Below are 22,324 nucleotides of genomic sequence, written 5' to 3' on the forward strand. Positions count from 1 at the left end.
TTTGTGTTATTATATAAAAAAATAAAGAGGTGATTTAAAATGAAAAATTATAAAAAAGTTATTGTAGTTTCTTTGATAGCAAGTAGCGTGGCTTATACGCCTGTAATTAATTCTGAAGTAAATGCATCTACTATTGATTATAATTTATTTAAAGTAGGGGGAGATAGAGGAGATTATCAAGAGATTGCCGGACCACATTTAATCGTGAGAATAACTGCCCATGATAAACAAGGGAAAAATAGTTTTGAACCTCGTTATGTAGAATTTCCATTAAAACCAGGAAAGGTACTTACAAAGAAAGATGTTATAAACTATATTGAGTGGACACTTGATGCACATGTTTATAACAAATATCGAGTTGTAGAATTGGACTCAAAAGCTAAAGTCCAAGTTTCATATTTTAGCAAAACAGAAAAACAAGTAGTAACAGAATATTTTCCTGTAACAGAAAAAGGGTTTATTATTCCTGATTTGTCTGAACATGTGCACAATCCTGGTTTTGTTATAGTAACAGACGTAGTTGTTGAAGAACGGAATCCTAAGTAAATTCAAATGGACTGTTTTTTTATTTTTATGATATTTATACATGAAGAATTAAGGTCAATGGTTTGATTTGTGTTTTTAGTTATTATCTTAATAGATCAGTCATACATAGATGACAATATTAAAAATGTTATTCAACTTCATAAAAATTTTTCTATAAAAAAGCCACTATTCAATTTAATGAGTTAGTGGCTTTTATGCAAAGAATTTAATTATAGTTATGTATATCCTGTTTAGAACAGAACAAACTTTATTGATATATCCATGTTTATTGAAACATAATTTTAATAGTAAATTGAATAGAAATTTTCAGATTATAAGAGAAGCATTACTAGCCTCGAGACATTTAACTAGTTTATTTATATTAGGTGAAATAGCATATTCAATATAGAATATACATCATTTAAAAGTTGCTTGTTAGAGTTAGTATTATGAATTTTATTTCTAGATTGTGCTTCATTTATAGTATTACAGCTAATATGTTTATTTAGATACATTACTGTGTGGCTTTTTTATTTATGTAGCCTACCCACTTATTTTTGGAATCATATAAAGAATAAAATTCTTCATTATTACCAAGTACGTAACTATATTTGGCATTTAAAGTTTTACCATAGAAGTTTTTGCTTAGACCTTTTTTGTTATCGAAATAAAAAGAATCCCAGATTACATAATTGTTTTTATTTATTTTGACTTTTTTATTCAGTAGCGTTCCTTTTAAATCAGAAACATCTCTTTTATTAAAATAACCTATCCATTTATTTTTATTATCATATATAGATAAATAAGTTTGTCCATTGTTATGTTTGTATATATATTTCGCTTTATAAACATTACCGAGTTTAATATGAGTCAGGGGTTTCTTAATATGAAATTGAAAATCGTTCCAAACCGAAATGTTACTTTTGGATACAGTGACATCTTTGTTGTAGACATGACCAACTGGAATGTTTGTCCATTTTTTTATTAATTTCAAATTTGTATCATTTATTTTGGTGGCAAAGTTTAGCGGGCTAGAACCATAAGCATGTACTCCAATAATTTTCTTGTCTCTATTCCATACTGGACTGCCACTTTGTCCACCATAAGTATCTATATCGTAATAAACATTAAAATTAGTAAATTTTTTTAATAGACCGTTTCCTTTATATAATGTCCAACCGCCTTTATCAGCAGGGTATCCAGCTGTTTCTATAGGTTCGCTTAATTTCATTTCGTTAGTTATTCCTAAAGTACCTGTTTGGTCTCCAAGAGAGGTTTTTAACTTAATAACTGCTAAATCATGTTGAGAAGATTGAGAATTGATCCATTCTGGTAATACATATTTTTTATCTACTTTTGCTTTACCTATAGTAGCTTTGTTAGCTCTTGCTCCAGCATAAGCTGTTATTTCAGTAGCCCAACCGCCAAGTCTTGAATCGTAAACGTTATGCGCTGCTGTAAGTATTGTATCAGGAGCAATCACAGTACCTGTACCAATATAAGTTATATTGTTAAATGTCATGTTTAAAAGTACTATAGTTTTATAGGGATAAGAGGTATAATTTTCTACTAATATACGGTCATCTTTGCCTAAAATTCTTTCTATATCACTTCCAGTGGCTTCTTCTATAGGTCTAAGGTTTTCTTGTGGTATCTCATAATCAACAGGTGTAGCATCTTTTATAGGTTTTGTGGGTTCAGTTATATATGTATCATCATTGTTTAGTGATGATGCATCAACACTTTTCTCTTTTAAAACATAAGAGATGAGCAATAGAATCGATATTATTAAAAGAGATCTCCTTATTAAATTTCTCATTATTTTAAATTCTCCTAAAAACAAAATTGTAAAAGTAATATTCCTAAATTAATTAATCGCTGTATGTCACATAAATTAGTTTGTCCTTGGTAAAATCAAATACTACTTTTAAGTCATTAAAGTATGCTGTCGTATCTAAGTTTTTAATTCTTGCAATTTTATAACCGTTCATAATTAACCAAGGCATATCATATTTTTGGATTTTTAAGGTTATATTTTCATAATTTGCATATATCCATTCAATTTTGTTCTTGTTATTTTTTATATCTATGGCATTTAATTCAAGCTTTTTTGTATCATTATAGTTGTAATCATGCACTTTAGTTATTCTCCTTTAATGAATTTATCTGCTGCCATAACAGCTAACAAATTATTTTGTCTTATGGCTTCTAATTTCATATTGAAAATTTGTGTAACATACTGATCGGCGCTTCTAGGCACACTATTAAGTGTTTTTGAAAAATACTTCAACCATTCAATTTTATCTTCATATTTCATTTTACTAATTGCAAAATTTTTCTTTTGCCCGTGTCTAAATAACCGCGTAGTAAATTTTCCAGCAAATTGGTCCCGTGTTTTTTGATCTTTGTAAATAGGGCTTTTGTAAATAGTGTTATAAATTTCGTTAATTGTTGCAAAGTACTGTTTCCCTGAACTTTTATGATGTGATAAATGTGTACCATTATCAAAATTATTGACTACGACGTAGTATTCGTAATCTGTTTTTATAGCATAATTCCTAGAGTTCATTAGAAATTCTATAGTGAATAGTTGATCTTCACCAGTTTGTGAAAATGTTTTAAATCTTAACTTATTTTTATCTATAATTGCTTTTTTAAACATTTTGAGTACAGATAAAGCATAGAACATACTATTTTCAATAATATTAGCTTTCGGAACATTTCCATTTTCAAATATAGCTTTAGGTACGCTTCTACCTTTACCTTTAACGCCGTATTTCCCAATAATCAAATCACTTTTATGTTTAATTCCATAATTATATAAGTCTTCTAAAGTACGCGGGTGTAAAAAATCGTCAGAATCTAAAAAGAAAATATACTGACCACTACTCATTTCAATACCTTTATTTCTTGGTTTGCTAGCACTACCACTGTTGAATTTTAGTCGTTTGAATTTAATTAACTTACTGTATTTTTTTGTATAGGATTTAATAATATTTAATGTATTCGAGTTAGTTGAATGATCGTCTACAATTATTAGCTCATAATTGGTTTTCTCCATTGTTTGATTAATAACAGAATCGATTGTACGAGAAAGAGAACAATCGTTATTGTATGTTGGCATAACTATGCTGACTTTTTTAATTTTAAACGCCTCCTTTTTTACAAAGTTAGCAAAGAAGGCATTATTAGTATATGTAGTTAGTCGTTTTTTAAAATAAGTACAAGCAAAAATAATAAAAAAATAAGTTAGATTAACGAAAGTTATATATGAAAATAAAATATTAAATAGTAATACGATTTATTTTAATTTTAGGTTATGCAAGTAATTTTTTATTTAGTAAATGATGTAAGCGGATTAATAATATAGGGGAGGAGGTATATTAAAGGATGTGTTATACAATTGCTATAGTAGAGTTATAAAGTAAAATATAGACTGACAATTGGTAAGATATTTAGAAGTTAATATTTGTTATAAAGTGGGTTACTGAAGTGAGTCTTATGTATAAGCACCAGCTCAAGCAATTATTTTAAAGAACCAATAATTAATTTATTAAGTTAGCAGTTCTTAAGCAAGAGCTTTGGCGCTTGTAAATATAATATTAAGTTAGTGATTCTTGTGTAAGAGCTTCAACAGCAAATTAAGAAAGTGTTATTAAAGTTTTCAATCCAGTCAACTTTTCTAATAAAGAACAACGAATTTCGTTTTAAATAGTTAAGGTTTCTCTCAGTACCCATATAGCACAAATGCTTATATTTAACAAAAGTAATAGTTTAATTTAAGTGTTTTTCTTTCATTTATAATTTCTTAATTATGATAAAAATTGTGAATTAATAGAAATGGATTTTTTGAATCACTGAATATAATTAAATACTTAACTTAGAAATATTTAATTATCTTGTTTGTTATTTAATACTTTGCCATTCTTAGCATCAATAGTCACTTCGTGTTTTTCTTTATCTTTTTTAAGGTCTAAATCATAAACGAGTTTCCCATCGTCTTTTGATAGTGACCACTCTTTGATGTCTCCGTCAAATTCTTTTTGACCTTTTTTAATGGCGTCTTTATAATCGATGGCTTCATTATAATTAAATGCTTCGTTATTATTAATTGAATCTTCGTTCTCTTGTTCTTTATTCAAGATTTTTTTATTTTTATCAGAGATAATAACTTCTGATTCTTTATTATCACCTTGTTGTTCAATTTTATATGCCCATTCGCCATTGCTTCTTTCATATGAGATGCCTTTTAAATTTTGGTTGTCGTATGTTTCTTGGGCCTTTTTGATAGCGTCATCAGGACTTGTTTTGATTTTGTTGATAGCGATAACTTGGTTATCGGATTTTGTATCTTTTTTATTTTCAGATTTTGAATCACTGTCAGATGAACCATTTCCACAACTAGCTAATAATAAACTAGAAAACATTATTGCTGATAAACTTTTTAACTTCATCTGTTTCACTCCTTTATTATTTTTACAATAAATAATTACCCAACCTTTGGTGTAGACAAAACATTAAAGGTGAAAATTTGATTATAACCTGTTGAATGAGTTGATTTAACTAAATTTCAAAATGAAAGTAACATTTATATTTTAAAAAGGTAAAAATAGTTAATAAATAGGAAAAATATTAAAAATCACACGTGTTGTGCATGAATACTGTTAAATAAACATAAACACGTTATAATAATTATAACTGAGATGGAGGAATGACAGATTGGATTTTTGGTTAAAAACACAAGCTGAACAAAATAATAAAGAAATATTTATCGATGATGGTGTGAATGAAATTACTTTTGGAAAGATGTATGAGAGAGCTAAAAGACTCGCTTATAGTCTAGAACAATTAGAATTAAGCAGAATAGGTTTATATATTAACAATACAATTGAAGCTATAGTATTAATTAATGCTGCATGGGTAGCAGGCATAGAAGTAGCTATGGTCAATACGAGATTAACTAAAAAAGAAATGATTGCTCAAATGAAATCTATAGATGTAAGTACAGTCATAGCGATGGAACAGCTTCATTTAAGAGATATTAAAGTGATAGATTTTCAAACATTGCAGACTCAAGAAGGGTACGAATTCGAAGCGCCGTTCTCAATTGATCGTATCGCATCGATTATGTTTACTTCTGGTACTACAGGTCCTCAGAAGGCAGTGCCACAAACCTTTTACAACCATTATGCAAGTGCATTAGGTTGTAAAGAGAGTCTTGGATTTAATCAATCTACGAAATGGTTATCGGTATTGCCGATTTATCATATTTCTGGTTTGAGTGTAGTGTTACGAGCGTTAATTGAGGGTTTTACATTACGACTTGAAGCGAAATTTGACGCTGATAAAATGATGAAGATAATTAAAGAGGAAACACCCACACATATATCATTAGTACCACAAACACTAAAATGGTTAATGGACAAAGGATGGCATCAACCGTTTTCGATCGAAAAAATATTGCTTGGTGGAGCTAAACTAACCACATCGTTAATAAATAGAGCGTTAGACTATGGTTTACCGATTTATAATTCTTTTGGTATGACTGAGACGTGTTCGCAATTCTTAACAGCAACACCAAGAATGTTGAAACTAAGACCAGACACGGTTGGAAAACCTAGCGATAATGTTGAAGTGAAGATTTCGCAGCCAAATGTTAATGGTCATGGAGAATTATTGATTAAAGGTGACAATGTCATGAATGGTTATCTTTTTCCAATGCATAAAAAAGATACATTTGTAGATGGTTATTTTAAGACTGGTGATATAGCAGAAATAGATGAAGAAGGTTATGTCATGGTATATGATCGTCGAAAAGATTTAATTATAAGTGGTGGAGAAAATATCTACCCTTACCAAATAGAAACAGTCGCTAAAAAGCACGAATCTATCGAAGATGCAATGTGTGTTGGTGTTGAAGATGCTACATGGGGAGAAGTACCTTATTTATATTATGTTGCTTCAGAAGCTTTAACCAATAAACATTTAATAGAATTCTTCCAAAATCATCTAGCAAAGTATAAAGTGCCAAAACAATTTAAACGTGTTACTTCGTTACCTTATACATCAACAGGTAAATTGCAGAGAAATCATTTATAAAAGTAATGAGGAGTTTATATGAAAATAGTTGATATGCATCTATACCTCTATGACGAGCGTTTTAATACACCAATAATTACACCTAAAATAAAACTAGAAACACGTAAAGCATTGTTTGTAGCTTTAGTTACGGAAAATAATTCATATTACTATGGAGAGTGTAATGCGTTTGAAACTGATTGGTATACAAATGAAACGATTGATGATGCCCAAATCCAAGTGAAAGATTGGTTCGAAAGTATTAAAGATATAGAGTTTTATACATTCGATGAAATATTATGTAGTTTAAAACATCTATCTAAATATCCGGCAACTAGAAGTATGATTGTAATGGCCTGTTATCAAATGTTTTTCAAATTAACAGATTTTAGCGTAGCCTATGGTGCAACAATTAGCGGTTTAGCAGAAGAAAATATTTTGCAATTATCCCAAACACAACCCCAACGTGTTAAAGTGAAATGGTCTGATTCAATTTTAAGTGATATTAAATCAATTAAACAATTACCATTTAAACCAGATATTGTTGTAGATGCAAATGAATCTATAACCGATTCGGAGATAGCAAAGCTAACAACAATTGGGTATGATCAATTATTGTATATTGAAGAACCATTTAAATTTTTAAATAAACTAAATCAGTTTGATGCATACGAATTACCACCAGTTGCTATAGATGAAAAGGCAGACACGATAAATAACATTTTAGAAGTGATAGATGATTTCGCTATAGATGTTGTTGTATTGAAACCATTTAGACTAGGTGGAATCGATAAAGTGATGGATACTATTAAAATTCTTAAGGAAAAAAATGTAAAAATAGTCATAGGTGGTATGTATGAGTATGGATTAAGTAGATATTTTACTGCGATGTTAGCCCAATTTTCTAGTTATCCCAGTGATATCACACCAGAAGGTTATTATTTTGAAAAAGATGTGGTTGATCGTGCAGGTATATTAAAAGGAGACTCAATCTATTTTGAGCCTCCAAAGGTTAAAAGTACAAGATTAACACGAATTTATTGATTTTTTTTGTTATCTTTTTTCTTAAGGGGAACTGGATCAAAGCCGCCTTTATGAAGCGGATGGCATTTTGAAATCCTTTTAATACCTAACCAAGTACCTTTTAATGCACCATATACCTGAATTGCCTCTCTGGTATATTCAGAACAAGTAGGATAAAAACGGCAAGTTGCGGGCGTCAAGGGCGATATAAATCGTTGATAAATATGGATGAGTCCAAGAAATATAGTTTTCATAAATTTTGCCTCCAACAAATAACTTAGCTTTAGCATAGTTAGTTTAACATAATAAGGGGAAGAGTGATGTATATGAAGTTTAAAGATAAAGATAATGACAACGTATATTTATCATATAAAGATAAAGAAGATATTGCTGACGGAAATCATGTACTTATTATTCCGAAATATAAAAATCAGTTGCTATTTACAAACCATAAATTACGTGGTGTTGAATTCCCAGGCGGTAAAAAAGAAGACGGAGAAACAAGTGAAGTAGCTGTTGCACGGGAGTTATTTGAAGAAACTGGAGCAAAGATAGCGCATTGTGAGTATATTGCACAATATGAAGTACAACGTACGAATGGCTTATCTTTCACAAAAGATGTATTTATGGTAAATGTATCAGAGATAAGTGATCAAGATGATTATTTAGAAACAAATGGCCCTTTATTTTATAAGAATATAGCTGAGATACCAGAGAGTAAAAAAAGTTATTTGTTGAAGGACGATGCGATTTTACACTGTTTAGAGAGAGTGATATCACTTGGATTTTATAAATAGAAAGCGTATGCCAATTGAATCAATACATCATATATTTGATGAAGTCACGTATTGTGTCGATAACTTAAAAGTTCGAGGCTTAATAATGACGCCAAAAGAAGATGTAAAAAGAATTGTGATATATCTACGAGGTGGTAAGGGCCAAGTAGGTAAAGTACGAGCAGCTAGAATGATGCAATTTGCAAATAAAAGCACTTTAGTTTTTGGTCCATATTATAGAGGTAATAACGGTAGTGAGGGGAAAGATGAATTTTATGGAGCGGATTTAAATGATGTCACGGTTGCTATACGTATACTGCATCAAAAATACCCTTATGCTACCATTCATATGGTTGGATTTTCCAGAGGTGGACTTCAGGGTTTGCTCACATTTCAAGATTTACCAATCTCAAGTTATATTATCTGGGGTGGAGTATCTGATATATACTTAATGTATGAAGAACGCGTTGACTTAAGAGGTATGTTGAAACGCATGATTGGTCATCCTAAAAAGCAAGCTGTTGCCTATCAGCAGCGAGATGCATTAGCTCAAATTACTAAGTCTAGCCCGCCTATACTTATTGTTCATGGTGGAAAAGATAAGCAAGTAGGCATTCATCATGCCTATCATTTAGCACAGCAATTAGAGGAAAAGGGAACAACTTATCGTACGTTTTATCAAATGTTAGAAGGTCATGTACCGAGACCATTTGCACTAAAACAAACGCTTTGTGAAATTAAACAGTGGATGATAGATGTGGAAGAGAATAAAATATAATAGAGTAAATCAAAAGAGAGGATTGGTTTCTAATACCCAATCCTCTCTTTTATATCATATAAATAACAAATATTATTTAAACCCACCATGTATTGCTAGATCATCAACTTCTATCCCGAATTTTTCGAAGTTGTGATTGAAACGGTTAATTAAATCTTGAGCTTGCTCTCTATAGGCTTCTGGCTTACTCCAAGCATTAATAGGATTCAATAGCGTTTGAGGCACATCCTCAACTTCAACTGGAATATCTAAACCAAACATATCATCTTTAATATATTCAGCATCTCTTAATTGCCCTGTGATTGCTTGATTTACCATTTGTCTTGTGTAACTTAGGCTTATACGACGTCCTACGCCATATTTACCACCAGTCCAACCAGTGTTTACAAGATAAACATCTACATCGTGTTGATCGATTAAGTTACCTAATAAATCAGCATAAACTTTAGCGTTTAGAGGTAAGAAAGGTGAACCGAAACATGTAGAGAATGAAGGTTCTGGCTCAGTTACGCCACGTTCTGTACCAGCTAATTTAGCAGTGAATCCACTCAAGAAATGATACATTGCTTGATCTTTGGATAGTTTTGAAATAGGTGGTAGAACACCAAAAGCATCTGCAGTTAAGAAAATAATTGTATTAGGATGAGCTGCTTTAGATGGCGTTACAATATTTTCAATGTGGTTGATTGGGTATGCTGCACGAGTATTTTCTGTGTATTGATTATCATCGAAGTCAACATCACCATCTTCGTCAACAACAACATTTTCTAAAATAGTACCATATTTAATAGCGTCATATATTTGAGGTTCTTTTTTATAAGAAAGGTTAATTGCTTTAGCGTAACAACCACCTTCAATGTTGAAAATACCATTTTCATTCCAACCATGTTCATCATCGCCAATAAGTTTACGTGTTGGGTCAGCTGATAGTGTCGTTTTACCAGTACCAGAAAGGCCGAAGAATAAAGCGACGTCACCTTTGTCTCCAACGTTAGCTGAACAATGCATGCTCATAATGTTATCTTTAGGTAGTAAATAGTTCATTACGGAGAAAATACCTTTTTTCATTTCACCAGCATACTCAGTCCCACCAATGAGGATAACTTTATGTTTGAATGATGTGATGATAAATGTTTCTGAGTTTGTGCCGTCAATTTCTGGATCGGCTTTAAAATGTGGTGCTGAAATAATTGTGAAGTTTGGTTTGATTTCTTGTGCTTCTTCTTTTGAATTAGGACGTATAAACATATTTTGAGCAAATAGATTATGCCACGCCAATTCATTTACAACAGTTAATTTCAATTGTGAGTCATGATCACTACCGGCATAACCATTGAATACATATAGTTCATCTTTTTTGTCTAAATAGTTTAGAACCTTATCATATAATTTTAAAAATGTTTCTTCCTCAATCGGTTGGTTAACATTACCCCAGTCAATATCATCTCTATAAGATGGCTCATTTACAATAAACTTATCTTTTGGTGAACGACCTGTATATTTACCTGTTCTAGCGTTAATTGCACCTAATTCGGTAAGTTCGCCTTCATTATTATCTAAAATCTTGTTATACAACTGTGTTGTAGATAATTGAAATAATGAAGATTGTTTGTCTAAAATACTTTCAATTTTGTTTGTATAAGTGTATGTATCTACAGCCATACTAATCCCTCCAACGCTATTTAGTTATTGTAAGCCTTTACAATTACAGAGTATAACACATATATATCAATAGTCCATACCAATCTAAAAGGAATTTTAAATAAATATTAATAAATGTAAAATTGACATTATATCGCTGATTCTGTACTATAGGACTTAACGGATTCTCTTATCCTGAGTGGCGGAGGGACATGGACCCAATGAAGCCCAGCAACCTCTTCTTAATACGAAGAAAGGTGCCAAACCGTTTGCAGACAAATATCGTCTGAACGATAAGAGCGAATGGACGTATAAGGGCCTTCTCTCTATTTATTGATAGTGTAGAAGGCTTTTTTAATGAGCTCAACAGAGAGAGAATTTTCGTAATTTAAAACTAAAGGAGCAAATTATGACTTACAATAGAAGATTATTCACTTCAGAATCGGTAACAGAAGGGCATCCAGATAAAATAGCGGATCAAGTATCTGATGCTATATTGGATGAAATATTGAAAGATGACCCAAACGCACGTGTTGCTTGTGAAACGACGGTGACTACTGGTATGGCGTTAATTTCAGGAGAAATATCAACAACAACATATGTTGATATTCCAAAAGTGGTTAGAGAAACAATTAAAGAGATAGGTTACACGCGTGCTAAATACGGTTATGATAGCCAGACAATGGCAGTATTAACGGCAATTGATGAACAGTCACCAGATATCGCTCAAGGTGTCGATACAGCTTTAGAGTATCGTGAAGACGTATCAGAAGAAGAAATCGAAGCTACAGGAGCGGGAGACCAAGGTTTGATGTTCGGTTATGCTACGAATGAAACGGATACATACATGCCTTTACCAATCTTCTTGTCACACCAACTTGCTAAACGCTTATCAGATGTACGTAAAGATGAAATATTAAATTACTTACGTCCTGATGGTAAAGTACAAGTAACTGTGGAATATGATGAGCAAGATCAACCACATCGAATTGATACGATTGTCGTGTCAACACAACATGCTGAAGATATCGAATTAGCACAAATTCAAGATGATATTAAACAACACGTCATTTATCCAACAGTGCCAGAAGCGCTTTTAGATGAGAACACTAAATTTTATATCAATCCTACTGGTCGTTTCGTTATAGGTGGACCACAAGGTGACGCAGGTCTTACTGGACGTAAAATAATTGTTGATACGTATGGTGGTTATGCACGTCATGGTGGGGGATGCTTTAGTGGTAAAGACCCAACTAAAGTTGATCGTTCTGCTGCTTATGCTGCCCGCTATGTAGCAAAAAATATCGTTGCTGCTGAATTAGCAGACAAATGTGAAGTGCAACTTGCATATGCTATTGGTGTAGCTGAGCCGGTTTCTATTTCTATAGATACATTTGGTACAGGAAAAGTTAAAGAAATTGAATTGGTTGAGGCAGTTAGACAACATTTTGATCTAAGACCAGCTGGAATTATTAAAATGTTAGACTTGAAACACCCTATTTATAAACAAACTGCTGCATATGGTCATTTTGGTCGTACAGACGTACTATTACCATGGGAAAAGTTAGATAAAATTAATTTATTAAAAGATACAGTTAAAGCTTAACTAGAACAAAAAATTTTTTAACTTTATTCTCGAATGCTATGCGTTTATCTATTATAATTAAGTTACTGAACACATAAAGGAGCGTTTTTTGTTATGAATTCATTTGGACCATTAGAGATTGGTTTAATTGTGGCAATTGTTGTAGCAGTAATTTGTTTCATTTTATTTATCATTGCTTTGAAAAGTAAGAAGAAAGCACAACAAAAGGTAGAAGAACAATACAAAACCAGAGAACAAAAACTAAGCGATGAGCATGAAGAAGAATTAGAAAAAGAAAGAATAGAAAATAAAAAAACAGTAACAAAGCAAAAAGAAGAATATAATGCTACAGTTAGTTCGAAAAATAGAGAAATTGATGCATTGAAATTATTCTCTAAAAATCAAAGTGAATATGTAACTGATATGAGACTTATTGGTATTCGAGAAAGATTAGTAAATGAGAAAAGAATTCGCCCAGAAGATATGCACATTATGGCCAATATATTTTTACCTAAGAATGAATTTAATGATGTACAGCGTATTAGTCATTTAGTACTTACGCGTACTGGTTTATATATAATTGACTCACAATTATTAAAAGGTCACGTATACAATGGTGTGAGTGCCGCACAATTTAAAGAACAACCAACAATGGAGCAAGTGTTTAACACGTTGGACCTTGATAGACAAGAACCACAAACTCTTGTATTAGATCAAAACGAAGATGAAAACTCATTATCTTTTGTTAATTATACGACTCATTTGAATGATATTGAGAAACTAGCTGGTGATATTCAAACAGAATTGAATTTAAAATTCACACCAACAACAATTTTATATTTCAATCCTAAAAATGAGGGCGATGTAACAATTTCAAACTATGCGCAAAGTTCAAATACCAAAGTGTTAGTTGGTCCAGAACAATTGGATGAATTCTTCAATAAATTCGTATTCCATGGTCGCATTCAATATAACGTTGAAGATTTGCAACGTGTTATGGATGAAATTGAATCATTTAATTAAAGACACAAATTTCAAATTTTGAGAATAAATAAGGCTATGTAGTATAAACTGTCAACAAAAGTATTTAGACTTTTGTTGACAGTTTTTTTGGATTGTAAAACTTTAAAAATATTATCTGATACAGCCTGCATGTTTAATTTAGCCATAAATTAAATATACGATTGATGACATACGCTTTAAAGAATTGCAAAAATAAAAATTAATTTTAAACAAATAGGCATTTTTATTTATATATTTGGGAATATTAATTAGTATAATAATTAACAAAATAAAAAGGGGATTTTAACTTGGAAAATATTACATTTTATAATGGGAATGAAATGCCAATTGTTGGATTGGGCACATTTCGTGTGGAGAATAATGATGAATGTGCAACGTCAGTAAAACATGCAATTGAAAATGGTTATACACATATCGACACAGCAATGATTTATGAAAATGAAGATAAAGTAGGTCAAGGTATTGCTGAAGGATTAGCTTCAACAGGATTAAAAAGAAGTGATTTATTCATTACTTCTAAATTATGGCTTGATGATTACGGTCGTCAAAATGTCGCTGATGCATATGAAACAAGTTTAAACAAATTAGGTTTAGACTATTTGGATTTATATCTAATGCACTGGCCTGGAACTGATGAAGCACTGATGATTGATACTTGGCAGGGTATGGAAGACCTTTATAAAAATGATAAAGTGAAAAATATTGGTGTAAGTAACTTTAATATTGAACATTTAGAAGCATTATTAGCACAAGTTTCAATTAAACCAGTAATAAATCAAGTAGAATTCCACCCATATTTATTACAATCATCTTTAAATAGATATCTGGAAGTTCAAAATATTCATATGGAGTCATGGTCACCATTAATGAATGCACAAATTTTGGAAGATGAAACAGTAAATGCGGTAGCAAATGAAGTGGGCAAAACACCGGCTCAAGTAATCATTAGATGGAACATTGAACATGGTGTTGTAGTAATACCAAAATCGGTCACTCCTTCTAGAATAGAAGAGAATATTAATGTATTTGATTTTGCTTTAACAGCTGCACAAATAGAAAAATTAGATAACCTCAATGAAGAACGTAGAATTGGACCAGATCCTGCAAAATACAGTGGTCATTAAAGTGTTATATAAAACTGTATTATTATTTAAGTGTTAATAATTAAATTAATGATTTAATGATATTGACTCGTTAACTTTGATTTAGTCAAATTTGCGATATAATATTACAAGCCTAATGAAATTGTCATTATTAAGCATGGACAATGTATATGACATAAAAAGCCACAAAACCAATTTAATGGTTTTGTGGCTTTTTATAATGAACTTTATTAGGTTTTCCGTTAAAGTATGTAGCCTAATAAACAAGCTAAAAAGGAAACGCCGTATTGGAGTGCAGAATAAACAATGAAATAAATAACTTTCTTTTTAGTCATTAATAGTTGGACGAGTTCAGATGATAAAGTAGAAAAGGTAGTAAGACCACCTAATATACCAACGATTACAAAGGGCTCAACCCAATCTAACTTAAGCAATGTGCCTAATAGGAAACCAATGAGAAAGCTACCAACTATGTTAACGAAAGGTGTTGCAACAGGTAATATACTATTGAATTTGCGATTACAAAAATTAGTAATAAAAGCACGGATGACTGCCCCTATGCCACCACCTAACATGATTAATAAACAGTTAATCATTAGCTACGCGCCCCCAATCTAACGCCGATATAGCATAAGAAAATTCCTAAAACATAACTACTGATTGCGTAAATAGCAACAGCTAGATATTCTTGTTGCTCAAATAAATGCATAAGCTCAAATTGAAATGTTGAAAAGGTAGTCATTGCGCCCAGCATACCTGTAGTAATACCTTTTTTTAAAAGTGGATTATTCTTGTAATATTGTATAGCTAGCGTCCCTAGAAAACCCATTAAAAAAGCGCCTAAAATATTAGCGATAAATGTACCAGTAGGAAATGTTGAATTAACATTCATAAATGAAAACAAGTATCTAAGTAGTGCACCGACAGCGCCACCTACAAAAATATATAAATATTGCATTGTTGGCATGCTTCCTTTCTTAAAAACAGTGCAAGTTTTAGCAACATGGCATTGCTATTAAATCTTATTTGTTGTTTTTATAATGTCAAATATAACTAGAAATTTAGAGTGTATTTATAATTGAAATTGTCCGGATTGTTTAAACTTAAGCATAATTTTATTAAATCAAAGATTCACTTTAACCACAATAACAGAGGCCAAGACATCAATTGTTGTCCTAGCCCCTTAATTAGAATATTATGCCAAATGTTGATAGAGAAGCAAGAATATGAATAATAATTACGACTAAAATAACGTATGGTAATATCTTACTTGCTTTTCGTATCCAATCTGAATCTTCATGTAGATGTTTGATTGATTTATCAGCAAAAATAATGGAAATTATTAAAATGATAGCATTTATAATACTACAAACAAATATTAATTTTATCATTGAATTAAAATGCATATTTAATAGAGGGTTTCTTGTATTAAAATAAAAACTAATAATAACCAATAAAGTAGATAAATAAAAGTAAAGTTTTGAACGTGCCATTTGTACCTCCTAATGCAATTCATTTAACAATAATACCATAAATTTACAAAAACTAATGGAATTTATATTTATATAGTATATTAACATATTGAATATATGCTTATGTAGGATTAGTTCTCTTAGTATAAAAAAGTTTAATATTACTGTAAAAATATTCTGATTTTAAGCAAAAAATTAGAATTAATTCTTTATAGGTGGTATAACTAAGTTGTATGGTTAATAACCGTTATCAAATAATTCTTTGTTGAATTATTTAATTAAGTCAGGAGGAATAAGTAATGGCAAAATTAAATGTTGAAGTATTTGCAGATGGTGCAGATATTGAAGAAATGAAAGCAGCTTATAAAAATAAACAGGTTGATGGTTTTACTACTAACCCAAGTTTAATGGCAAAAGCAGGGGTAACTGATTATAAAGCTTTCGCTGAAGAAGCTGTTCGCGAGATTCCTGATGCTTCTATCTCATTTGAAGTATTTGCAGATGATTTAGAAACTATGGCAAAAGAAGCTGAAATTTTAAAACAATATGGTAGTAATGTATTTGTTAAAATTCCAGTTGTAAACACAAAAGGTGAATCAACTATTTCTCTAATTAAAAAATTATCAGCAGAAAATGTACGTTTAAACGTAACTGCTGTTTATACTTTAGATCAAGTTAAAGAAATTACAGATGCTGTAACTGAAGGCGTTCCAACTTATGTGTCAGTATTTGCTGGCCGTATTGCAGATACAGGAGTTGACCCAATCCCTATGATGAAAGAAGCTGCTGAAATTACTCACAGTAAAGACGGCGTGAAATTATTATGGGCTAGTTGTCGTGAAGTAATTAACGTTATACAAGCTGATGAAGTTGGTGCTGATATTATCACATGTCCAGCAGATGTTGTTAAAAAAGTAAACAACAATCTTGGTCGTGACATTAATGAACTATCAGTTGATACAGTTAAAGGGTTTGCAAAAGATATCCAAAGCTCAGGCTTATCAATTCTTTAATTGTAAAAGTAAATTTAGTTTTATTTGTAATTTAAATATAACTAAAAAAGACCGGGACATTTATTAATGTCTTGGTCTTTTTTTATACATTAAAAATATAAAATTTTGAAGTATATCTGATATACTATATATTATAAATTTTCTGGCTAATTCACTCTTTGTTCAATGTTATGATGCATGCAATGATTAGTTGGAGAGGAGTGAAGTAATGAAGATACAGCAACCTAATATTAATGGTTATTTAGAAAAGAAGGATTTAACAGAAGTATTTGATGAAGTCGATGATTTAATAGAATTGGCAGAAATATCCAATTCATCACTGGAAGAAAAAGTATTAGATAGGTTGTTAATATATGGATCAACAATCAAAGATTGTAGTTTTGCTAATGCAGATTTAGGGCGTGCTGATTTTACAGATGTTGTATTTGAAAACTGTGATTTTTCTAATTCTCAGATGGATTATGGAACGATTCATAGGGTTACTTTTAAAAATTGTAGAATGACAGGAACATTATTCAAAAACATGAGATTAAGTCATATTACATTTGAAGAAGTAAAAGCAAATTTTATAAATTTAGTAGAATCGAAAATTGATGCATTTAGAATCAATACAAGTGATCTAGAAAATGCTGAATTTCATAATACATTGCTTAAAAATGTGGAATTTTTAAACTCTAATCTAAATCATATGTCAATCTATCAAACGTCATTAAAAAGTTGTGATATAAGTAAATCATTTTTTGGACATATCACTGTTGGAAAAGATGATTTAATAGGGTGTAAAGTATCGAGTGAACAAGCTATTCAAATTGCTAAGTTAATTGGCATCGTTGTCGTTGACTAAATATAAAGAAATAAAATAGTGATAATACATATTTGTTTTAAAAACCGTCAAATTTAATTGAATCACTGTGATAATTGATTTATTATTTAAAGAAGTAACTGAAGTGATGTGAACGTGATAAAGGAGAACATTTCAAATGAAAGCAAATATCTTTGAGCAAAAAGTGAAAAAGCAATTATGGTTTTTAAACAAAAAAGAGAAAAATAAATTAGATGAAGTGTTATCTAAAACAGTTGATTTAAATGAAAGCAATCAATTAAATCGTCCAGTTGCATTCTCAAATCAATTTTTGAAGGAATATATTTTTAAAGAAAAAGTCGTTTCAAGTACGCAATTATTCGTATTATTATTAGGCATTTTAGGTACGTATATCGTACTTATTGGTTTGTTCTTGTTCGGTTTTTTGACAAGTTTGACTTCAGTACAATATTTCATTAAGCCAGAAGTCGAACTATCAACTGTCACTGTTGTATTAACTTTGGTGGGAGCATTGCTATTAGTTATAGTCAGTCTATACATGATAAAAGTAGTAACTGGATATTTCACTAAAAAATTACTAGAATATAAACATAATAAAACCTTATAGTAATGAAACTATCTTAAAAGGTGAGAAAGTGTTAAACTTTCTTGCCATTTTTTATATATAAAAATATATGGGGCGTCTACAGTGATAAATGTACCATTATCAAAATAAATGATTGTGGATGAACCTTTGGATTTTAAGCCGTTAATAGTACAAGCATTGATATAATATTGTATAGGGGAACGTTGGGGTTTTACAGGGAATATTGTTGTTTGATAATCGATATAAATAGGTACTAACTTCTTAATCTTTAATATTCGTTTAGACTGTTCTAGCTGTACTTTATGTGAACGTTGATACTTTTCTAAAATGTAGTTAATAGTTTGATTAATTGGAGATGGATATATAAATTGATGTGTAGTGAATTGGCATATTGTAAGTATTTCTGGTCCTATTGCAGTTTTGAAATATAATATTTTAGTTAGATTAGACATGAATGTTTCACCTCATTTATTAAGATAATAATTTTTATACTTTCTTTTGACTCTATTTTGATAATTTTTTAATGTGGAAATTGAACAATTTAATTCTTTAGCTAATTCTTTTTGTTTATAACCGGCTAATTTTAATTGTAGCCAAAATTGTTCTTTTTCTGATAAGTGAGAAAGAAAATTATCATACAGGAGCCGAGCATCATCAAAGGGAGAATTAATATTGGAAATGTTATCTAATTCAAAAATGTTATATGTTTCAAAAGTATGTTGAGAACGAAAAAGATCGATAATAAAGAAATTGAGACGACGATATAAAAATGAATTTAAAGAAGATTTTTGAGGGGTGTAAACTTTTGATAGTTCCCACATTTTTATTGTGAGTAATTGCACATATTCATCATTATTGTACTTAATATTATATTTTTTTAGAAGAAAATAGATAATGTGCTTGAAATTTTTATATAGTTCATCAAAGTTCATTGTTAAACTCCATCGTTGTATATACAACAAAAATTTCCGGATAGATTTATTTTATTGTGAAAAATAATAAATTTCATTTGCTAAATAGTAACATAAGGTGTTAAATAGAAGTCATAAGGTAGATAAATTTAAGTTTTATAACATTAACGCGTATTCAACTTAAAGATATAGCATTTAGAGATGAATATTATCTTCGGACAATTATCAGGAGGTTTATATGGATTACGCACATTTAAATTTAGAACATTTTTTTGCGAAACATAATGATTTAGATATAATTAAAGATAAATCAGACTTTGTTATGATTAATAATATGACAAACGAAATGATGTATCGAGATGGTGAAATAGAAGGTGCAATAGATTTGAACCGTTATTATTATAAAAATAGATCTCAAGCAGCAAGTTTTATCATAATGGAATATCGTAAAAGTCAAGAGTAATGAAATTAAGATTTCATTACTTTTTTTATGAATATGTGACAACAATCAGATTAAATTGTACGATTAAGTATTTAGTGTTAAACTTTATTATCAGATAGTCTCAATAGTAGTATTACATAAGATTAAAGAGGCTCCATTCCTAATTATTACCTAAGAGGTGTGAACATGACGAAGCATAAAAAAGGCTCTATATTATCAATTATTGGTTTATTGATAATCTTAGGTGTAGCTGTTGTTGTTGTTTTTTCAATGATATCAGATCAAATCTTTTTTAAAGATGTAAACGAACAAGAAAAAGTTGAAAACCTAAAAGTTACTTTAGATAAAGCATCTAAAAAGCAAATTGATAACTACACAAGCCAACAAGTTTCAAGTAAAGATAATAAAAGTTGGAGAGATGCATCATCTACTGAGATAAAAGCCGCAATGAATAGTAGTGAGTTTATAGAGAGTGACACTCAAAAATACCAATTTTTAGAGTTGGATAAATACCAAGGAATTGATGAAAACAGAATTAAACGTATGTTAATTGATAATCCAATATTATTAAAACATTCAGATGACTTTATACAAGCAGCGAAAAATAAACATGTAAATGAAGTTTATTTGATTTCTCATGCGTTACTAGAAACAGGATCAGCTAAGAGTGAACTTGCAAGTGGCGTAGAAATTGATGGAAAAAAATATTATAACTTTTTTGGGGTCGGTGCACTAGATGAAGATCCAATCAAAACTGGATCAGAATATGCCAAGAAACATGGTTGGGACACACCTGAAAAAGCCATAAGTGGTGGTGCAAACTTTATTCATGATCACTTTTTATCAAATAAAGACCAGAACACCCTTTATAGCATGAGATGGAATCCTAAAAATCCTGGTGAACATCAATACGCTACCGACATTAAATGGGCTGAAAGTAATGCAAGCTTAATGGCCAATTTCTATAATGATATGAAAACAGAAGGTAAGTATTATAAATACTTTGTGTATAAAGATGATGAAAAGCATAAAACGCAATAAATAACCATGTGCTAAGCATATTGTTTATCCTGTCAATGAAGTATTAACTTTGTTGACAGTTTTTTTATTTTTTATACTTGTTTTCGTAGTTTATTGATTTGTAAAAGGATAACTATGTAATTTTGGACATAATACTGTTTAGAATTGTATGAGGATAAGTATTGGTTGGTCATTTAGAAAAGCTAGCTTTCATATTCAGTTTCAATATCTATAACAAAAAGCCAAGCGTCTACTGACGTTTGGCTTTTCAACATTATTTTATAATAGCTATAATTAGGGATGTTCTAATTTATTTAGCTTTATTTTTTTGACTAATAAGAATAAATAACATAAGCGTAGAGATAAATACTTTTAAAATAAATTTCATAGTGTCACTTCCTACTTAAGATTGTTTAAATTAATTGAGACTGATTAACATTTTAATATTTATCTACTTTTCATCAAAATAATTATGTTTTTTTAAGAATGTTTCAGCTACAATTGCTGGTTCTTTTCCTTTACCATCAGCTTCATAATTTAATTTTTGCATTTGTTCTGTACTAATTTTATCATCAAGTTTCGAGATTGCTTTTTTGATTTGTGGATGTTCTTTGAGTAACTTATTTGGAGCAACTGCACTGGCATCATATGGTGGGAAGAAATTTTTGTCATCTTTTAATACAACTAAATCATACGCAGCTATTCTTCCATCAGTTGTATAGCCTAATGCCACATCCAATTTATTATTTTTTAACGCATCATACACAAGACCGATTTGCATAGGTTTAAGTGAATTAAAACCGAAGCCATAGTGTTTTTGGAAAGGTGCGTATCCATCCCCACCACGTTTAATCCAAGTTGTATCTGTTCCAACATTGACTTTATCTTTAATTTTTTTTAAATCTGAAACAGTTTGTAGATTGTATTTTTCTGCGGTTTCTTTTGTGACCATAAATGCGAATGTGTTTTCGAAACCATAAGAATTAAAAAATGTTTGATTAAACTTTTGGTTAAATAATTTTTTAGTAATCGCCATAGCTTTACTTGTATCTGTAATAGGTTCTTGTTCAAGTACACCAACTAAATCTGTACCAGTGTAACGAGTGCTTGATATATCAGCGTCTCCATTCATTAATGCATTGTGTTGTATTGTAGCAGACCCTAAATTGTTGATGATAGTGCCAGATGTTTCGCCTTGTGTATCATGTTCAATAAGTTCTTTTAACATATAAGCCATAATTTGTGATTCACTAGTAGCTAAAGCTGATATTTTAACAGTATTTTTTGATTGGCCACCGCCTAAACCTGGCAAATCGCAACTAGCTAGTAAAAAGGTACTTGCTAAAATGAAAAATAAAAATCTTTTTAAATATTTCATTATTGAACTCCTTATATATATTAAAAAACTATTATTGCAATATATTAAGATTAACACACTTAGCAAAACATTATAACACTGCTTGATAAAATACTAGCAGACCATTAATGTGTAATATACACTAAAGGACTGGTATAATAAGGACAA

Annotated in this window: 25 protein-coding genes and 1 riboswitch; of the genes, 13 read left to right on the plus strand and 12 right to left on the minus strand. The window is 30.3% G+C overall.

Features of this window, described 5'->3' with window-relative positions; translation table 11 throughout:
* Positions 1-39 precede the first annotated feature (39 nt).
* Complete coding sequence (locus tag ACW5YJ_RS07000; protein WP_457338049.1) at positions 40-546, plus strand: staphylokinase domain-containing protein; 507 nt, start codon at positions 40-42, stop codon at positions 544-546.
* Positions 547-1,039: 493 nt separating this feature from the next.
* On the opposite strand, the gene ACW5YJ_RS07005 is transcribed toward ACW5YJ_RS07000, so the two are convergent.
* The 4 genes from ACW5YJ_RS07005 to ACW5YJ_RS07020 form a co-directional block, all read right to left on the minus strand.
* Complete coding sequence (locus ACW5YJ_RS07005; RefSeq protein ID WP_457338050.1) at positions 1,040-2,344, minus strand: trypsin-like serine peptidase; 1,305 nt, start codon at positions 2,342-2,344, stop codon at positions 1,040-1,042.
* A 52-nt stretch (positions 2,345-2,396) separates the two neighbouring features.
* Positions 2,397-2,663 carry a hypothetical protein gene (locus ACW5YJ_RS07010; RefSeq protein WP_017722216.1) on the minus strand — a complete coding sequence of 89 codons (267 nt, stop codon included), beginning with the start codon at positions 2,661-2,663 and terminating at the stop codon, positions 2,397-2,399.
* A 5-nt stretch (positions 2,664-2,668) separates the two neighbouring features.
* The gene (locus tag ACW5YJ_RS07015) at positions 2,669-3,670 is read right to left on the minus strand and encodes a glycosyltransferase family 2 protein (RefSeq protein WP_107552517.1); all 1,002 of its coding nucleotides are present in this window, start codon (positions 3,668-3,670) and stop codon (positions 2,669-2,671) included.
* Positions 3,671-4,415: 745 nt separating this feature from the next.
* Positions 4,416-4,979 (minus strand): PepSY domain-containing protein, encoded by a 564-nt coding sequence (locus ACW5YJ_RS07020; RefSeq protein WP_457338051.1) that lies wholly within the window; start codon positions 4,977-4,979, stop codon positions 4,416-4,418.
* A 265-nt stretch (positions 4,980-5,244) separates the two neighbouring features.
* On the opposite strand from ACW5YJ_RS07020, the gene menE reads away from it, so the two are divergent.
* Positions 5,245-6,624 (plus strand): o-succinylbenzoate--CoA ligase, encoded by a 1,380-nt coding sequence (menE, locus tag ACW5YJ_RS07025; protein WP_457338052.1) that lies wholly within the window; start codon positions 5,245-5,247, stop codon positions 6,622-6,624.
* Positions 6,625-6,642: 18 nt separating this feature from the next.
* Positions 6,643-7,647 carry an o-succinylbenzoate synthase gene (menC, locus tag ACW5YJ_RS07030; protein ID WP_153672323.1) on the plus strand — a complete coding sequence of 335 codons (1,005 nt, stop codon included), beginning with the start codon at positions 6,643-6,645 and terminating at the stop codon, positions 7,645-7,647.
* Here menC and yidD read toward each other — a convergent pair.
* A complete protein-coding gene (yidD, locus tag ACW5YJ_RS07035; RefSeq protein WP_119604210.1) occupies positions 7,641-7,880 on the minus strand; it encodes a membrane protein insertion efficiency factor YidD in 240 nt (79 codons plus the stop codon). The two genes, menC and yidD, sit on opposite strands and share 7 nt — an antisense overlap.
* A 72-nt stretch (positions 7,881-7,952) precedes the next feature.
* Here yidD and ytkD point away from each other — a divergent pair, with 72 nt between their 5' ends.
* Both ytkD and ACW5YJ_RS07045 read left to right on the plus strand, forming a co-directional pair.
* Positions 7,953-8,423, plus strand: coding sequence for an RNA deprotection pyrophosphohydrolase (gene ytkD / locus ACW5YJ_RS07040; protein WP_167750752.1), 471 nt, complete (start codon positions 7,953-7,955; stop codon positions 8,421-8,423).
* Positions 8,407-9,180 carry an alpha/beta hydrolase family protein gene (locus tag ACW5YJ_RS07045; protein ID WP_171915699.1) on the plus strand — a complete coding sequence of 258 codons (774 nt, stop codon included), beginning with the start codon at positions 8,407-8,409 and terminating at the stop codon, positions 9,178-9,180. Before ytkD ends, ACW5YJ_RS07045 begins: the two co-directional genes overlap by 17 nt.
* A gap of 72 nt (positions 9,181-9,252) precedes the next feature.
* Here ACW5YJ_RS07045 and pckA read toward each other — a convergent pair whose 3' ends face one another.
* Positions 9,253-10,842: a phosphoenolpyruvate carboxykinase (ATP) gene (gene pckA / locus ACW5YJ_RS07050; protein WP_135092736.1), complete on the minus strand. Its 1,590-nt coding sequence runs from the start codon at positions 10,840-10,842 to the stop codon at positions 9,253-9,255.
* A 166-nt stretch (positions 10,843-11,008) separates the two neighbouring features.
* Positions 11,009-11,121, plus strand: a riboswitch (SAM riboswitch).
* Positions 11,122-11,230: 109 nt separating this feature from the next.
* On the opposite strand from pckA, the gene metK reads away from it, so the two are divergent.
* From metK to ACW5YJ_RS07065, 3 genes are all read left to right on the plus strand, one after another.
* Positions 11,231-12,427 carry a methionine adenosyltransferase gene (gene metK, locus ACW5YJ_RS07055; RefSeq protein WP_135092735.1) on the plus strand — a complete coding sequence of 399 codons (1,197 nt, stop codon included), beginning with the start codon at positions 11,231-11,233 and terminating at the stop codon, positions 12,425-12,427.
* 93 nt (positions 12,428-12,520) lie between these two features.
* Entirely contained in the window at positions 12,521-13,429 is a 909-nt protein-coding gene (locus ACW5YJ_RS07060; protein WP_029376984.1) for a nuclease-related domain-containing protein, read from the plus strand.
* Between the two features lie 287 nt (positions 13,430-13,716).
* Positions 13,717-14,553, plus strand: a complete 837-nt coding sequence (locus ACW5YJ_RS07065) for an aldo/keto reductase (protein WP_457338053.1) — start codon at positions 13,717-13,719, stop codon at positions 14,551-14,553.
* 221 nt (positions 14,554-14,774) lie between these two features.
* Here ACW5YJ_RS07065 and ACW5YJ_RS07070 read toward each other — a convergent pair whose 3' ends face one another.
* From ACW5YJ_RS07070 to ACW5YJ_RS07080, 3 genes are all read right to left on the minus strand, one after another.
* Positions 14,775-15,128: a fluoride efflux transporter FluC gene (locus tag ACW5YJ_RS07070; protein ID WP_457338054.1), complete on the minus strand. Its 354-nt coding sequence runs from the start codon at positions 15,126-15,128 to the stop codon at positions 14,775-14,777.
* On the minus strand, positions 15,128-15,490 hold the full coding sequence (gene crcB, locus ACW5YJ_RS07075) for a fluoride efflux transporter CrcB (RefSeq protein ID WP_017722203.1): 363 nt from the start codon (positions 15,488-15,490) through the stop codon (positions 15,128-15,130). The genes ACW5YJ_RS07070 and crcB overlap by 1 nt, the downstream gene beginning before the upstream one ends.
* A gap of 229 nt (positions 15,491-15,719) precedes the next feature.
* A complete protein-coding gene (locus ACW5YJ_RS07080) occupies positions 15,720-16,025 on the minus strand; it encodes a hypothetical protein (protein WP_017722202.1) in 306 nt (101 codons plus the stop codon).
* A gap of 278 nt (positions 16,026-16,303) precedes the next feature.
* On the opposite strand from ACW5YJ_RS07080, the gene ACW5YJ_RS07085 reads away from it, so the two are divergent.
* The 3 genes from ACW5YJ_RS07085 to ACW5YJ_RS07095 all read left to right on the plus strand — a co-directional run bounded on the left by ACW5YJ_RS07085 (position 16,304) and on the right by ACW5YJ_RS07095 (position 18,447).
* Complete coding sequence (locus ACW5YJ_RS07085) at positions 16,304-17,017, plus strand: transaldolase (RefSeq protein ID WP_017722201.1); 714 nt, start codon at positions 16,304-16,306, stop codon at positions 17,015-17,017.
* 208 nt (positions 17,018-17,225) lie between these two features.
* On the plus strand, positions 17,226-17,861 hold the full coding sequence (locus ACW5YJ_RS07090; RefSeq protein ID WP_017722200.1) for a pentapeptide repeat-containing protein: 636 nt from the start codon (positions 17,226-17,228) through the stop codon (positions 17,859-17,861).
* Between the two features lie 136 nt (positions 17,862-17,997).
* Positions 17,998-18,447: a hypothetical protein gene (locus ACW5YJ_RS07095; protein ID WP_107551465.1), complete on the plus strand. Its 450-nt coding sequence runs from the start codon at positions 17,998-18,000 to the stop codon at positions 18,445-18,447.
* Between the two features lie 8 nt (positions 18,448-18,455).
* Here the strand turns inward: ACW5YJ_RS07095 and ACW5YJ_RS07100 are convergent, their stop codons facing one another.
* Together ACW5YJ_RS07100 and ACW5YJ_RS07105 are read right to left on the minus strand one after the other, a co-directional pair.
* Positions 18,456-18,878, minus strand: coding sequence for a competence protein ComK (locus ACW5YJ_RS07100; protein WP_107551464.1), 423 nt, complete (start codon positions 18,876-18,878; stop codon positions 18,456-18,458).
* Positions 18,879-18,890: 12 nt separating this feature from the next.
* Positions 18,891-19,358, minus strand: coding sequence for a sigma-70 family RNA polymerase sigma factor (locus ACW5YJ_RS07105; protein WP_457338055.1), 468 nt, complete (start codon positions 19,356-19,358; stop codon positions 18,891-18,893).
* Between the two features lie 217 nt (positions 19,359-19,575).
* On the opposite strand from ACW5YJ_RS07105, the gene ACW5YJ_RS07110 reads away from it, so the two are divergent.
* Together ACW5YJ_RS07110 and sagB are read left to right on the plus strand one after the other, a co-directional pair.
* Positions 19,576-19,800 carry a hypothetical protein gene (locus tag ACW5YJ_RS07110; RefSeq protein ID WP_017722196.1) on the plus strand — a complete coding sequence of 75 codons (225 nt, stop codon included), beginning with the start codon at positions 19,576-19,578 and terminating at the stop codon, positions 19,798-19,800.
* Positions 19,801-19,965: 165 nt separating this feature from the next.
* Entirely contained in the window at positions 19,966-20,820 is an 855-nt protein-coding gene (sagB, locus tag ACW5YJ_RS07115) for a peptidoglycan release complex glucosaminidase SagB (protein WP_017722195.1), read from the plus strand.
* Between the two features lie 430 nt (positions 20,821-21,250).
* On the opposite strand, the gene ACW5YJ_RS07120 is transcribed toward sagB, so the two are convergent.
* The gene (locus ACW5YJ_RS07120) at positions 21,251-22,177 is read right to left on the minus strand and encodes an osmoprotectant ABC transporter substrate-binding protein (RefSeq protein ID WP_017722194.1); all 927 of its coding nucleotides are present in this window, start codon (positions 22,175-22,177) and stop codon (positions 21,251-21,253) included.
* Between the last annotated feature and the right edge of the window lie 147 nt (positions 22,178-22,324).

The organism is Staphylococcus sp. mip270_02 (assembly GCF_054031535.1).